We start from the raw sequence: 14,485 nt of genomic DNA on the forward strand, positions 1-14,485 counted from the left end.
TTCCGGCGCGATTTAAACGGATTATGAAGGGCCGGAGGCCTCGAAGACCCGCTGGTCGAGGTAATAGAGCAACGGAACCACCATGCGCGAGAAGAGCGTGGCCGCCACCTCGCCCGCCAGGAGCGAGATGGCCAGTCCCTGGAAGATGGGGTCGAAGAGGATCACGAAGGCCCCGGCCACCACGGACAGGGCGGTCAGGAGCATGGGCCGGAAGCGCACGGTCCCGGCCTCGATGACCGCGTCGTGCAGGCTCTCGCCGTGGGAGCGGCGCAGCTCGATGAAGTCCACCAGGATGATGGAGTTGCGCACCACGATGCCCGCCCCGGCGATGAAGCCGATCATGGACGTGGCCGTGAAGAAGGCCCCGGCCAGGGCGTGGGCCGGGACGATGCCGATGAGCGAGAGCGGGATGGGCGACATGATGGCGATGGGCGTGGTGTAGGACCGGAACCAGCCCACCACGAGAATGGCGATGAGCACGAGGACCACGGCGAAGGCCAATCCCATGTCGCGGAAGACCTCGTAGGTGATCTGCCATTCGCCGTCCCACTTGAGGGACCAGCGGTCCCCGGGCGCGGGCTCCCCGGCGTAGACCCGGGTGAGCGGGTCGGTGCGGCCCGGGGCCTGCCAGACGCCCTTGCCCTCGGCGGCCAGTTCGTCCAGGGCCGCGTCCACCCGCAACATGCCGTAGACCGGGCTTTCCTCGGCCCCGGCCATGTCGGCGGTGACGTAGACCACGGGCCGCAGGTTCTTGTGGTAGATGGCCGGGGGCACGACGCGCTCCTCCACCCGGGCCACCTGGCCCAGGGACACGGGCCGTCCGCCCTCGCCGCGCAGGGGGATGGACGCCAGATCCGCGCCGGTGATGCGCCGGGACAGGGGCAGGCGGACGATGATCGGCACGTCCTCGCGGGCCGAGTCGTCGTGCAGCAGCCCGACTTCCTCCCCGCCCACGGCGGCGGCCACGGCCCGGCGGGCCCGCTCGGGCTCCACCCCGCTCAAGAGCGCCTTGTCCGTATCCACCACGATGCGCCGTTCGGCCCGGGGGCCGGTGACGTACCAGTCCACATCCACCACGCTCGGAGTGGCGGCCATGACCGACTTGACCTGCTCGGCCAGGCGCAGGCGGCCCTCCGGGTCCGGGCCGTAGATCTCGGCCACCAGGGTCTGGAGCACGGGCGGCCCGGGCGGAACCTCGACCACCTTGAGCCGCGCGCCGGTGCGCGCCGTCGCCTCGGCCAGCTCCCGGCGCACGCGCCCGGCGATCTCATGGCTGGAGGCCTCGCGCTCGCCGCGCGGCAGGAGGTTGACCTGGATTTCGGCCTGGTCCGGCCCGCCGCGCAGGTAGTAGTGGCGCACGAGGCCGTTGAAGGAGAACGGGGCCGAGGTTCCGGCGTAGACCTGGAAGTCCGTGACCTCGGGCTGCCGGAGCAGCACCGCGCCCATCTCCTGGCAGGCGGCCGCGGTGTTCTCCAGGGCCGTGCCCTCGGGCATGTCCAGCACGAGTTCGAACTCGGCCTTGTTGTCGAAGGGCAGCATCTTCACCAGCACCCCGCGCAGGGGGAACAGGCTCAGGGCCGCCACCAGCAGCAGGACCACCAGCCCCAGGAAGCTCCAGCGCCAGGCCGGACGCTCCAGGAGCCGGGTCATGAGCGCGGTGTAGAGGTGCGTGAGCCGCCCGCCCTCTTCCCCCTTGTGCCCGGCGTCACGGTCCAGGACGTGGAAGGAGGTCCAGGGCGTGACCGCGAAGGCCACGGCCATGGACAGGAGCATGGCCACGGACGCGCCGATGGGCATGGGCCGCATGTACGGGCCCATGAGCCCGCCCACGAAGGCCATGGGCATGATCGCGGCGATGACCGTGAAGGTGGCCAGAACCAGGGGGGCGCGGACCTCGTTCACCGCGTCCACGATGACCTCGGCGAAGGGGCGGCCCCGGGACTCGGGCAGCCGCGCGCGGCGGACGATGTTCTCCACGTCCACGATGGGGTCGTCCACCAGGATGCCGATGCAGAAGATGAGCGCGAAGAGGGTCACGCGGTTGAGCGTGTAGCCCATGAGCCAGTAGGTGGCCAAGGTCACGGCCAGGGTCACGGGCACGGCCACCATGACCACGAAGCCCGCGCGCAGGCCCAGGAACACGGCCACGATGGCCCCCACGGAGAGGGCCGCGATGAGCAGGTGCTCCAAGAGCTCGTTGGACTTGTGCCGGGCCGTCTCGCCGTAGTCGCGCACCACGGTCATGCGCACGTCGTCCGGGATGATCCAGCCGCGCAGGGCCTCCACCCGGCGCAGCACTTCGCGGCAAAGGACGTCGGCGTTGACCCCGGCGCGCTTGGCCAGACTCAGGGTCACGGCCGGGAACACGCGGCCCGGGGCGTCATGGATGCCCTTGGCGGCGGCCGCCGGGCCCGGAGTGAAGAGCACGTAGTCCGAGGGCTCGTCGAAGCCGTCCGAGACGCGGGCCACGTCCGCGAGATACACCGGACGGCCGTCGCGCACGGCCAGGACCACCCGCGAGACGTCGGCGGCCGTGCGCAGGAAGCTGTCCAGCCGCACGTTCACCGAGGCCCCCTCGCGGGTCAGGGCCCCGCCCACGGCGGCCTGGTTCTGGGCCCGCAGGGCGTCGCCCACGTCCAGGATGTCCAGGTTCAGGTTGCGCAGCCGCTCCGGGTCCACCTCCACGGTCAGGCCGCGCCTGCGGCCGCCGATGAGCGTGACCTCCGAGACCCCGGGCACGGTCCGGGCCGTCTCCGCCGCCTCGGCCGCCACCTGGCGCAGGGTCCGGCCGTCCCGGCCCTCGCCGTGGAAGGTCAGGGCCAGCACGGGCACGTCGTCGATGGAGCGGGGCTTGAGAATGGGCTCGGAGCAGCCCGGCGGAATCCAGTCCAGGTGCTGGTAGAGCTTGGCGTAGGTCTTGACCATGCTCTTCTCCACGTCCTGGCCCACCAGGAAGCGCACCACGGCCAGACACCGGCCGTCCGAGGAGGTGGTGTAGACGTACTCCACCCCGGGAATCTCCCAGAGCAGCTTCTCCATGGGCCCGGCCACGCGGGCCTCGATCTCCCGGGGCGTGGCCCCGGGCATGGAGACCATGACGTCGATCATGGGCACGATGATTTGCGGTTCCTCCTCGCTGGGGGTCTTCACGATGGCGAAGACGCCCAGGAACAGGGACGCCAGGATGATCAGGGGCACGAGCTTGGAACGGACGAAGGTCGCCGTGACCCGGCCCAGGAGGCCGTGGGAGTGGTCGCGGGGGGCGCGGTCCTCGGCCATGACCGCTCAGGGCCGGGCGAGGCGGTCGCCCTCGCGCAGGGTCTGGTCCGCCGAGACGACCAGCACGTCGCCCTCGGACAGGCCGGAGAGCACCTCGCGCAACATGCCGGGGGCCTCTTCCCCGGCCTGGGCCTGGAGGATGTAGGTCACGCCCTCGATCTCGGCCTGGAGGTAGCCGCCGCCGAGCTTGAGCAGACGCAGCCGGAGCACGCCGTCCGTATCCGCGACGAGCGCGGTGGGCAGTTCCCCGCGCATCCGCACGGCCTGGGCCGGGACGAGCAGCTTTTTGGCCGGATTCAGGGGCACGCAGACCTTGCCGAACAACCCGGAGCGGGGCTTGGCGTCGCCGGGCAGGGGCGGCAGCGGGGCCTTGACCCGGAAGGTCCGGGTGGCCGGGTCCACGCGCGGGATGACCGCGCCGAGGCTGGTCAGGAAGGGCTCGGGCGAGAGCGAGGGGGCCAGGCCGAGCACGGTCATGCCGATATGCAGCCGGGACAGGAGGCTTTCGTCGGCCTGGGCGTCCAGGTCGTAGCCGCCCTGCGCGTCGTCGATCTCGGCCAGGGGCGATCCGGCGCTGACGAAGGCCCCCTGGTCCACGTGGCGGCGAGCCAGGACGCCGGTGAAGGGCGCGGTGACGGTGCTGTAGGAGAGCAGCGAGCGGACCTCGGCGCTCTGGTGCGCGGCGGAGGACTCCTGGGCCGCCAGGGCCTCCTCGCGGCTCTTGAGGGCCAGGTACTCGGCCTGGGCCTTGTCGAAGTCCTCCCGGCTCACGGCTTGCTGGTCCAGCAGGGTCTTCATGCGCGCGAGCGTGGTCCGGGCCAGGGCCACCTGGGCGGCCAGCGCCTTGCGCTCCATGGCCGCCTGCCCCACTCCGGCCTGGGCCCCCTGCTCGCGCTGGCGCAGCTCGGAGTCGTCGATCTGGAGGATCGGCGCGCCCTTCCGGACCAGGTCGCCCTCCTCGGCCAGGACCGCCGTGACCGTGCCGGAGATCTTGCTGGAGAGCACGGCGCTCGTGCGCGGCTCCACCCGTCCGGGCAGACTGCGGCACTCCAGGGCCCGGCGCGCGGCGAGCGTCACGGTCTCGGCGCGGACCTCGCGGGGTTCGGGCGCGGCGGGAGGTTCGCCGCCGCAGGAAGCGAGCAGGAGGAAGGCCGCCAGAAGCAGCGGGAAAACGAGCCGGGGGGGGAGTATCATGTTGCGCATACTCCCGCCCCGGGCCCGTCCTGTCAAGCCGGGAAGACTAGATTTCCATGCCCAGCGCGCGCACGGCGGCCATGCCGCCCTCCACGTCGACGGCGGCGGCGAAGCCGTTGTGCAGCAGCGTCACCAGGGCCTCGTAGGAGCGCGCCCCGGTGTTGCAGATGACCACCACCGGCCGGTCGCGCGGCAGCTCGTCCAGACGTCCGGCCAGTTCGCCCTGGGGGATGTTGTGCCAGTCGCCGGGATGGCGGGCCAGGAACTCGGCGGCGTTGTCGCGCTCGCGGCAGTCCAGGAAGAACACGCCGTTGTCCGCCCGGCCGTCCCACAACTCCTCGAAGCGGTCCACCTCGATGCCCCGGTTGCGGCCGTCGAGCACGTTCACGGCCACGTTGCCGAGCACGTTCAGGATGTCCAGGGCGGCGGAGAACGGCGGGGAATAGGCCATCTCCACGTTGCTCAGGTCGTCGCAGACCGGGGCGTGGGGCAGCATGGCCGCCAGGGCGTCCACCTTGCCCACCAGGGCGTCGCCGTTGGCGCCCAGGCCCTGCATCCCGAGCACGCGGCGCGTGGCGCGGTCCAGCACCAGCTCCAGGCTCATCAGGGCCCGGTCGGGGTAGAAGTGAGCCCGGTCCACCTGGGTCACGTGCACGCTCACCGCGTCGTAGCCCTCGCGCAGGGCCGCGTTCAGGTTCAGGCCCACGCCCGCGGCGGCGCGCTCGAAAAGCTTCACGCACCAGGAGCCGACCACGCCGTCGAAACGCGCATGGCCCCCGGCCAGATTGTCGCCGATGACCCGGCCCTGGCGGTTGGCCATGGAGCCCATGGGCAGGTAGGCGGGCTTGCCGGTGACGAGGTTCTTGACCTGCACGCAGTCGCCGCCCGCGAAGATGTCCGGGTCCGAGGTGCGCATGGTCTCGTCGACCACGATGCCGCCGCGCTCGGACACGGTGAGTCCGGCCGCGCGGGCCAGCTCGGAGTTGGGCCGCACGCCCACGGACATGACCACGAGGTCGGCCTCGATCTCGCCCTTGTCCGTGACGAGCCGCTCCACCTCGCCGTCGCCCTCGATGCGCAGCAGCTTCTCGCCCAGGCGGAAGGTCACGCCCTTCTCCTCCATGTGCAGGCGGGCCATGCGCGCGAGGTTCTTTCCGGCCACGGCGGGCAGGATCTGGTCCATGTATTCGAGCACCGTGGTCTCGATGCCCCACATGTCGGCCAGGGCCTCGGCCATTTCCAGGCCGATGAAGCCGCCGCCCACGACCACGGCCGAACCGACCTTGCCCGAGGAAACCCGCTGGCGGATGGCCGTGGCCTCCTCCAGGCTGCCCACGGAGAACACGCCCGGCAGGTCCGCGCCCGGAATGGGCAGGCGCACCGGGCTGCTGCCCGTGGCCAGGACGAGCTTGTCGTAGGACAGCACTTCCTCCGCGCCCGTGGGCAGATGGCGTAAGGTCACGGTCTTGGCCGCCCGGTCGATGGACACGGCCTCGGTCTCGGTGCGCACGTCCACGCCCTTGGTGGCCTTGAAGAAGGCGGGGTCGCGGACCATGTGGAAGGCCGTGGACTGGAGCGCCGAGGCGTCGGAGACGTCGCCGGAGACGTAATAGGGGATGCCGCAGCCGCCGTAGGAGATGGTCCGGCCGCGATCGACCATGGTCACGCGGCTGTCCGGCTCCAGGCGCTTGAAGCGGCAGGCGGCCTTGGGGCCCAGGGCCACCGCGCCGATGATGACGACGTGTTGGGGCATTGCGGATTCCTTCCTTGGCTTCAAATGGTTGCGCGGCACAGCCCGCGCGGCTCGGCCGAATCCATACCAATCATCCATGATTTCCGAAAGGGGCTTCGCCCCTCTCCAGAAACGCGGGGGGCTTCGCCCCTCTCCAGAAATGCGGGAAGAGGCTCTCGACTCCTTTTCCAAGCCGAGAGCCTCCCCCGCCTTTTCGTAAACCCCCGAAGGGGGCTAGTGGTCGCAGGTGTTCGCGCCGGTGACCAGTGAGCCGCCGAGAAAGGCGGTGACGAGCTGTTCGGCGGTACCGCCCTGGGCGCCGACGGTCACGCTGACCCCGGCCTCCTCGAAGAGCTGGCGGGCGCGGGCGCCCATGCCCCCGGCGATGACGTGGGTCACGCCGCGCTCCTTGAGCCAGCGGGGCAGCAGGCCCGGCTCGTGGGGCGGGGGCAGAAGCATCTGGGTCTTGGCCAGGGCCTTGGAGGCGTCGTCCACGTCGATGACCGCGAACTGCTCGCAGTGTCCGAAGTGCATGCAGATCTGGCCCTGGGCCATGGGAACGGCGAAACGCATCACATGTTCTCCTTGTCTGGGTGTCGAATGTTCAGGATGAAGCCCGGCCGCAGCAGAAGCCGGGTACACAGCCCCGGTCCTTGGGCCGGTCGCCGCAGCAGCCGTGGCCGCGCGCGTCGGGCAGGACGCCGGACTCCTTGCCGGTGAGGGACGAGGAGGCCGAGAGCAGGCGCTCGGAATCGGCGGCTCCGCAGCCGGGGCAGGCCGGGACGTCGTTTGCGGACAGTTGCAGTTCTTCGAAGACGCGGCCGCAGGCGCGGCAGCGGTACTCGAAAATGGGCATGTTTCCTCCTACCAGTGGCCGTCCTTGTCCGCGCCCTGGGCCTCGGGGAGCTTTCCAGCGCGGAACAGCTCCAGGGCCTGGGCGGCGGTGGCGGCCGCGCCCTGGGGCACGAGGTGCACGGCGATGCGGCCCTTGTTCAGGGCCAGGAAGGCCTTGGGGCCGACGTGGCCGGTGATCACGGCCCGGGCCCCGGCTCCGGCCACGGTCTGGGCGGCCTGCAGGCCCGCGCCCTGGGCCAGACTCATGTTCTGGCTGTTGGGCACGTAGACGGGCTCCCCGCCCTCGGTGTCGCAGATCAGGAAGCCCTCGGCACGGCCGAAGCGCGGGTCAAGCGGGCTTTGCTGGTCCTTTCCCTGTACGCTGATGGCTATCTTCATCGTTCCTCCTTCGTTTCCGGCAGCAGACGCGGCGGCCCGGAGGCGGACAGCCCCCGGACGCGGGTCCGCAGCCCGGCATGCGCAATTCGTCCAGGCTCCCGGCGGCCCAGGCCGCCAGAACCTCGTCCAGCCCGCCGCGCAGCCAGGGGCGCACGTCCACCCCCGCGGCGCGCAGACAGTGCAGCAGCCGCCCGGTGACCGCGCCGCAGAGCAGAACCCCGGCTCCGGCCCGCTCCAGGAGCTGGGGCAGGGCGTGGCAGCCGCCCGGCGGCAGGACCATGCGGCCCCGCGCCTCGGCCCCGCCGTTCTCCAGGCGGAACAGGCGCAGTTCCGTGGCCGTGTCCAGAAGCGAGGCCAGACGGTCTTCGTAGCAGGCCAGACAAACCAACATGCTCTCGGAAAGCAGAACCCGTGCCAAAATTAAAACCTAGGGATGAAAGGAGGTTATAAATGGGGGCGAAGCCCCAGGGCGTGAAATGCGCCCACTGGAGGAGCGGGACGGATCAGGCCCCGGAAGCGCGGGACAGGATGCGGCGCAGGGTGTCCTTGGAGATGTTCAGCTCCCGGCAGGCGGCCATGCGTTTGCCGCCGTGGCGCTCGATGGCGGCCAGCGCGGCGCGGCGCTTGATCTCCTCCAGGGTGCCGGGGGCCGGGGACGGGACCGCGCCCTCCACCGGGCGGATGTACTCCGGCAGGTGCGCGGGCCGGATGAGCCCGCCGGGGCAGAGAATGAAGGCGTACTCGATGATGTTCTCCAGCTCCCGGACGTTGCCCGGGAAGGGATGGGAAAGGAGGATGCGCAGCACGTCCTCGTCCGGCCCGGCCACGTCCTTGCCCTGGAGCAGGTTCTGGCGGTTCACGAACAGGTCGGTGAGCAGGGGGATGTCCTCGGTGCGCTCGCGCAGGGGCGGCAGGACGATGCGGGCCACGTTCAGGCGGTAGAAGAGGTCCTGGCGGAAACGGCCCCGGCCGACCATGTCCTCCAGGTCGCAATTGGTCGCGGCCACGATGCGGGCGTCCGCGGGCAGGGACTTGGTGCCGCCCAGGGGCTCGAAGGTCTTCTCCTGGAGCACGCGCAGAAGCTTGACCTGCAGGGCCAGGGGCATGTCCCCGATCTCGTCCAGGAAGAGGGTTCCGCCCTGGGCGGCCTGGAAGCGTCCGGGCTTGTCCTTCTTGGCGTCGGTGAAGGCCCCGGCCTTGTAGCCGAAGAGTTCGGACTCCAGGAGGTTCTCGGGCAGGGCCCCGCAGTTCACGGCCACGAAGGGGCCGTCCTTGCGGGCGCTCAGGTTGTGCAGGGCGCGGGCGAAGAGTTCCTTGCCGGTGCCGGACTCGCCGAGCAGGAGCACGCTCACGCCGCTGGCCGCGATCTGGGGCAGGTGCTCCAGGGCCCGGGCCAGGGCCGGGCTCTTGCCGTGGATGTCCTCCAGGCTGTAGCGGCCGTCGAGCTTGCGGCGCAGCAGCTGTACTTCGGAGAGGTCGCGGAAGGTTTCCACCCCGCCGATGACGCGGCCCTTGCGGTCCTTGAGCGGGGCGGCGCTGACGCTCACGGGCACCTTGTCGCCGTCGGCGCGCACGAAGTAGATCGAGGCCACGCCCTGGGGCAGGTCGCTCTCCAGGCAGGAGCGCAGCACGCAGGCCCCGTCACAGACGCTGGAGCGGAAGACCTCCCAGCACTTGCGGCCCACGGCCTCGGCCTGGGGCACGCCGGTGATCTGGGCCGCGCGGCGGTTGAAGAAGGTGATGTTCCAGTCCAGGTCCACGGTGAACACGCCGTCGGCCAGGGACTCCATGATGGCCTCGCAGGGCACTTCTCTGGGGATGGCCATGTCCGCTCCATCGGACGCGAAACGCGCCCGTTTTTTCCTTTTCGACGCGAAATACGTCCACTCAAAAGCTAACACATCTCGCCGACAAGGCAAGTCCACTGGAATCACTGAACAATCCTGTGCGGCACGGGAAATGCTTTATCCCCGGCAAGGCCGCCCAGCGGCGGCCGGGAGGAAAACATGCCCAATCAGGACAGGACGGGCCCGCTCGGACAGGGCCCCATGACCGGCGGCGGATTCGGCCGCTGCGGGGCGGCCCGCGAGGCCGGGAACGACGTCGACCAGCCCGGCTCCGGCCGGGGATTCGGACAGGGCCTGGGGCTCGGACAGGGCCGGGGACGCGGCCGCCGTTGCGCCGCCGGAACCGGACAGGCCCGCGCCGGACAGGGACGGGGCTTTTTCGGCTTCGGCCGGAACCCCCGGACCGTGGAGCCGGAGCAGGACCGCCTGGCGGCCCTGGAGAACGAGATCGCCGAGCTGAAGCGGCAACTTCAGGAAGCGCGGAAGTAACCAGCCGCTTCCGCACAGCGGCGGCGACCGGGTCCCGCCGGCCCGGCCGCCGCCATCCGCAACCAACAGCAACCGACCGCAAAGGAACTCGCGGCATGAAACTCGCCATCGCCAGCGGCAAGGGCGGCACGGGAAAGACCACCGTGTCCGTGAACCTGGCCGCGCAACTGGCCCGCTCCGGACAAACCGTGGCCCTCGTGGACTGCGACGTGGAGGAGCCCAACGCCCATCTCTTCCTCAAGCCCGGCTGGTCCTTCTGCCGCCAGGAATACCTGCCCGTGCCGGAGATCGACCCCAAGAAGTGCCTGGGCGAATCCTGCCGGGCCTGCGTGGACCTCTGCCGCTTCAAGTGCCTCATCTGGATGGCCGGGGAAGTGCTCGTCTTTCCCGAGCTCTGCCACGGCTGCGGGCTCTGCGGCCTGGCCTGCCCGGCCGGGGCCGTGCGCGAAGGCAAGCGGAGGCTCGGCGTGGTTCGCTTCGGCGCGGCCGGAGCCCTGCACCTGCACGGCGGCCGCCTGCGCGTGGGCGAGGCCATGGCCACCCCGCTCATCAAGGCCGTGAAGGAGAACGCCGCCCTGGCCCCGACGCAGATCTGGGACTGCCCGCCGGGCACGGCCTGCTCGGCCATCGCGGCCCTGGACGGCGCGGACTTCGTGCTCCTGGTGGCCGAGCCCACGGCCTTCGGCCTGCACGACCTGGACCTGGCCGTGCGCCTCGTGCGGAGCATGAATCTCCCCCACGGCGCGGTGGTCAACCGGGCGGGCATGGGCGACGAGCGCGTGGAACGCTGGCTGGAGGAGCAGGGCGTGCCGCTGCTGGCGCGCATCCCCTACAGCGCGAACGCCGCCGCCGTGTGCGCCGAGGGCGGGGTGCTGGTGGAGGAGCTGCCGGATATGGCCCGGGCCTACGGCGATCTTTGGGATGCCGTGCGCGGCCGGATCGGGGAGGTGGCGGCATGAGACAAATCGTGGTCATCAGCGGCAAGGGCGGCACGGGCAAGACGAGCGTGACCGCCGGGCTGGCGACGGTCGCCGCGCCCCTGGTCCTGGCCGACTGCGACGTGGACGCCGCGGACCTGCATCTGGTGCTCTCCCCGGAGAAGCGCGAGATCCACGACTTCACCAGCGGGGCCCTGGCTTCGGTGGACCCGGACCTGTGCACCGGCTGCGGGGCCTGCGTCCAGGCCTGCCGCTACGGGGCCGTCGACCCCGAGACGTTCGCGATCCGGCCGGAGCACTGCGAGGGCTGCGGAGCCTGCGAATTCGTCTGCCCGGCGGGCGCGGCCCGGCTGTCGCCCCGGCACTGCGGCCAGTGGTTCGTCTCGGAGACCCGCCTGGGCCCCCTGATCCACGCCGAGCTGGCCGCCGGGGCCGAGAACTCCGGCAAGCTGGTCAGCGCCGTGCGGGCCAAGTCCGCCGAACTGGCCGGGGAAAGAGGCCTGTCGCACGTCCTGGTGGACGGCTCGCCGGGCATCGGCTGCCCGGTCATCGCCTCGCTCACCGGCGCGGACGCGGCCCTGCTGGTGGCCGAACCCACGGTCTCGGCCCTCCATGACCTCTCCCGCGTGGCCCGGCTCCTGGACCATTTCCGCATCCCGGGCATGGTGCTGCTGAACAAGTGCGACGTGCACCCCGGCCAGGCCGGGCGTGTGCGCGCCTTCTGCTCCGAGTCCGGCCTGCCCCTGGTGGGCGAGCTGCCCGTGAACCCGTTCTTCGTGGAGGCCCAGCTCAAGGGCCTGAGCGTGGCCGAGCTGGACCCCTCGGGACTGGGCGCGGAGCTGGCCGCCATCTGGGAACGCCTGAACGCGGCCGCCGAGGAACGCGTCAAGGCCGCCGCCGCGACCTGACGCGGGAGAAGCCATGCCCGACGACGCCCGCCCCGCCCTCGGACTGCGACTGGCCGTGCTGGCGGACAACGAGGCCCTGCCGGGGTTCCAGGCCGAGCACGGCCTGAGCCTGGCCCTGACGCTGCCGGACGGCGGACTCTGGCTCTGGGACACCGGCCGCACCGACCTCTTCCTGGAACAGGCCCGCCGCCTGGACGTCGAACCCGCCACGGCCCGGGGCCTGGCCCTGAGCCACGGGCACTACGACCACACCGGCGGCCTGGAGCACCTCCTGCGCGACCCGCGCTTCCAGGGGCAGGTGGCCGCCCATCCGGCCTTCGCCATCCGCCGTTGCCGCCGGGGCCAAAGCCCCTTGGCCTGCGACATCGGCTGCCCCTGCCCCCCGGGCCTGCTGGACGCCTGCCGCCTGCGGCCCGCGCATTCCTGCCTGCGCCTGGACGAGGGGCTGTACATGGTCGCTGCCATCCCCCGCGAACCCGGCCGGGCCCAGGCCGTGGACGGCATGTGCCTGGACCCCGAGGGCCGCTGGCCGGACGGCATCCCGGACGACGCCTGCCTCGTGTTCGCCCGCGGCGACCGCATGGGCGTGATCCTGGGCTGCTGCCACTCCGGCCTGGCCAACACCCTGGCCCGGGTGCGGCACTTCTTCGGCGACCTGAAACCGGCCTTCGTGCTCGGCGGCCTGCACCTGAACGGGGCCCCGGCCGCCACCCTGGACGAGACCGCCCGGACCCTGGTGGAGCACGGCGCGGAGCGGGTCTTCCCGGGCCACTGCACGGGCCGGGAGGCCTCCGAATTCCTGCGCCGGGAGCTGCCCGTGCCGGTGGCCCCCCTGGCCTCGGGGCTCGTTCTCGACCTCTGAGCCGTCGCCCGGCGGCGAATCCCTCCCAACCTGGTAGGGCTTATCCTCCCGCAATCAGAAGAGTTTTCCTTGTCCGCTCCGCACGGGACATGCTAAGAAAGGAAGAACCCGGTTCCGGCCTGTCGCGGACTGGCCGCCTGCGTAAGCACCTGCATAGTCACCTGCAGAAGGCGGCGCGGGCCGAGACCTCGACGGCGGACCGGGATCAGGTCGGGAATCGTGCTCGATCTCTTTCATTTCATTGCCTTTTCACAGGTTCCCGACAGGATCGCGGATCTGGCACGATCCTTCCAACGATCCCGGTCCACGGGGAGGCGGGAACGCAAACCGAGAGGAGGACGGCATGATCGGATGGACATGGCGCACGGCCCTGCTGCTGGCGGCGGCCCTGCTCTTCCACCCCGGCGGCCTGGAGGCGGCCGAGGCGCCGTCCGGCGGGGCCCCGGAGGCCCAAGGGCGGGTCATGGCCCGCCAGGCCACCAAGGAGCGCCAGCTCTGGGTCACGGCGGACCACACCAAGCACGAGGCCCTGAAGAAACACTTCGCCTCCGGCCCGGAGGTGACCCAGACCTGCCTGTCCTGCCACAACCAGGCGGCCCTCCAGTTCCACCGCACCATCCACTGGACCTGGCTCGATCCCAGCGAACCGCCGGAGCGCAAGGTGGGCAAGGGCGGATTCACCGTAAACAACTTCTGCGTGGCCCTGCCCTCCAACGAACCCCGCTGCACCTCCTGCCACGCGGGCTACGGCTGGAAGGATAAGAACTTCGACTTCAGCGACCCGACCAAGGTGGACTGCCTCGTCTGCCACGAGACCACGGGCACCTACAAGAAGTTCCCGACCATGGCCGGAAACCCCGCCACCGAGCCCACGGTCTTCCCCGAGGACAAGATGGAGTACCTGCCCCCGGACTGGAACGCCGTGGCCCAGAGCGTGGGGCGGCCGTCGCGCAACAACTGCGGCGCCTGCCACTTCCACGGCGGCGGCGGCGACGGCGTGAAGCACGGCGACCTGGACTCCTCCCTGACCAATCCGGTCAAGAGCCTGGACGTGCACATGGGTTCCAAGGAGTCCGGCGGCCAGGACTTCGACTGCGCCCGCTGCCACACCACGAAACTCCACAACATCGCGGGCCGCATCTACTCCACCCCGGCGGCCAAGGAGCGCAAAAGCCTGGTGCAGGACGACCTGACCTCCAAGATCACCTGCGAGTCCTGCCACACGGCCTCCCCGCACAAGTCCGCCAAGATGAACGACCACACCGACAAGGTGGCCTGCCAGTCCTGCCACGTGCCGGAATACGCCCGGGTTCTGCCGACCAAGATGTACTGGGACTGGTCCACGGCGGGCAAGATGAAGGACGGCAAGCCGTTCAAGACCATGGGGCCGTTGGGCAAGCCCTCCTACGACTCCAAGAAGGGCGACTTCGTCTGGGACGAGAAGGTCGTGCCCGAGTACTACTGGTTCAACGGCAGCATCACCAACACCACGGCCAAGGACAAGATCGATCCGTCCAGGACCGTGCGTCTGAGCTGGCCCGTGGGCGAGCGCTCGGACCCCAACGCCCGGATCATGCCCTTCAAGGTCCACCGGGGAAAGACGCCCTATGATCCGGTGAACCGGAACATGCTCATCCCCCATCTCTTCGGCAAGGACGACGCGGCCTACTGGAAGACCTACGACTGGAACGCCGCGCTCAAGGCGGGCATGGACTACGTGGGACTGCCCTACAGCGGCCGCTACGAGTTCGTGGAGACCGAGTACGTCTACCCCATCACCCATATGGTCGCGCCCAAGGACAAGGCCCTGGCCTGCGAACAGTGCCACGCCCGCGTCGGACGCCTGGCCGGCCTGGCCGGATTCTACATGCCCGCCCGCGACGGCTCCCGCCTGCTCGATTGGCTGGGCTGGAGCGGTGCGGTGGCGGCCCTGGTCGGCGTGGCCCTGCACGGCCTGGGCCGGGTCGTCTCCCGCCGCAAGAAGGAGGACAACCAGTGAACGG

Annotated in this window: 13 protein-coding genes; 5 read left to right on the plus strand and 8 right to left on the minus strand. The window is 70.7% G+C overall.

Going from position 1 to position 14,485, the window contains the following annotated elements; all coding sequences use genetic code 11:
- Nucleotides 1-21: 21 nt before the first annotated feature.
- The 8 genes from H587_RS0115120 to H587_RS0115155 form a co-directional block, all read right to left on the minus strand.
- Entirely contained in the window at nt 22-3,279 is a 3,258-nt protein-coding gene (locus tag H587_RS0115120; protein ID WP_027176946.1) for an efflux RND transporter permease subunit, read from the minus strand.
- A 6-nt stretch (nt 3,280-3,285) separates the two neighbouring features.
- Nucleotides 3,286-4,473, minus strand: a complete 1,188-nt coding sequence (locus tag H587_RS0115125) for an efflux RND transporter periplasmic adaptor subunit (protein ID WP_034609699.1) — start codon at nt 4,471-4,473, stop codon at nt 3,286-3,288.
- Between the two features lie 46 nt (nt 4,474-4,519).
- Nucleotides 4,520-6,226, minus strand: a complete 1,707-nt coding sequence (locus tag H587_RS0115130) for an FAD-dependent oxidoreductase (protein ID WP_027176948.1) — start codon at nt 6,224-6,226, stop codon at nt 4,520-4,522.
- Nucleotides 6,227-6,439: 213 nt separating this feature from the next.
- The gene (locus tag H587_RS0115135; RefSeq protein ID WP_027176949.1) at nt 6,440-6,778 is read right to left on the minus strand and encodes a NifB/NifX family molybdenum-iron cluster-binding protein; all 339 of its coding nucleotides are present in this window, start codon (nt 6,776-6,778) and stop codon (nt 6,440-6,442) included.
- 31 nt (nt 6,779-6,809) lie between these two features.
- Nucleotides 6,810-7,061 (minus strand): FmdB family zinc ribbon protein, encoded by a 252-nt coding sequence (locus H587_RS0115140; RefSeq protein ID WP_027176950.1) that lies wholly within the window; start codon nt 7,059-7,061, stop codon nt 6,810-6,812.
- An 8-nt stretch (nt 7,062-7,069) separates the two neighbouring features.
- Entirely contained in the window at nt 7,070-7,438 is a 369-nt protein-coding gene (locus H587_RS0115145) for a NifB/NifX family molybdenum-iron cluster-binding protein (protein WP_027176951.1), read from the minus strand.
- Complete coding sequence (locus H587_RS19095) at nt 7,389-7,856, minus strand: NifB/NifX family molybdenum-iron cluster-binding protein (protein WP_156904588.1); 468 nt, start codon at nt 7,854-7,856, stop codon at nt 7,389-7,391. The genes H587_RS0115145 and H587_RS19095 overlap by 50 nt, the downstream gene beginning before the upstream one ends.
- Nucleotides 7,857-7,941: 85 nt before the next feature.
- The gene (locus H587_RS0115155; RefSeq protein ID WP_027176952.1) at nt 7,942-9,264 is read right to left on the minus strand and encodes a sigma-54 interaction domain-containing protein; all 1,323 of its coding nucleotides are present in this window, start codon (nt 9,262-9,264) and stop codon (nt 7,942-7,944) included.
- Between the two features lie 180 nt (nt 9,265-9,444).
- Between H587_RS0115155 and H587_RS19100 the strand changes: the two genes are divergently transcribed.
- The 5 genes from H587_RS19100 (at nt 9,445) to H587_RS0115180 (ending at nt 14,481) form a co-directional block, all read left to right on the plus strand.
- Nucleotides 9,445-9,774: a DUF5320 family protein gene (locus H587_RS19100; protein ID WP_034609612.1), complete on the plus strand. Its 330-nt coding sequence runs from the start codon at nt 9,445-9,447 to the stop codon at nt 9,772-9,774.
- Between the two features lie 95 nt (nt 9,775-9,869).
- Complete coding sequence (locus H587_RS0115165) at nt 9,870-10,733, plus strand: nucleotide-binding protein (protein ID WP_027176953.1); 864 nt, start codon at nt 9,870-9,872, stop codon at nt 10,731-10,733.
- Nucleotides 10,730-11,620, plus strand: coding sequence for an ATP-binding protein (locus tag H587_RS19105; protein ID WP_051202990.1), 891 nt, complete (start codon nt 10,730-10,732; stop codon nt 11,618-11,620). Before H587_RS0115165 ends, H587_RS19105 begins: the two co-directional genes overlap by 4 nt.
- Nucleotides 11,621-11,633: 13 nt before the next feature.
- Nucleotides 11,634-12,482 carry an MBL fold metallo-hydrolase gene (locus tag H587_RS19110; protein ID WP_034609614.1) on the plus strand — a complete coding sequence of 283 codons (849 nt, stop codon included), beginning with the start codon at nt 11,634-11,636 and terminating at the stop codon, nt 12,480-12,482.
- Between the two features lie 343 nt (nt 12,483-12,825).
- Complete coding sequence (locus H587_RS0115180; protein WP_027176954.1) at nt 12,826-14,481, plus strand: tetrathionate reductase family octaheme c-type cytochrome; 1,656 nt, start codon at nt 12,826-12,828, stop codon at nt 14,479-14,481.
- Nucleotides 14,482-14,485: the final 4 nt, after the last annotated feature.

The organism is Desulfovibrio aminophilus DSM 12254 (assembly GCF_000422565.1).
GTDB lineage: Bacteria > Desulfobacterota > Desulfovibrionia > Desulfovibrionales > Desulfovibrionaceae > Aminidesulfovibrio > Aminidesulfovibrio aminophilus.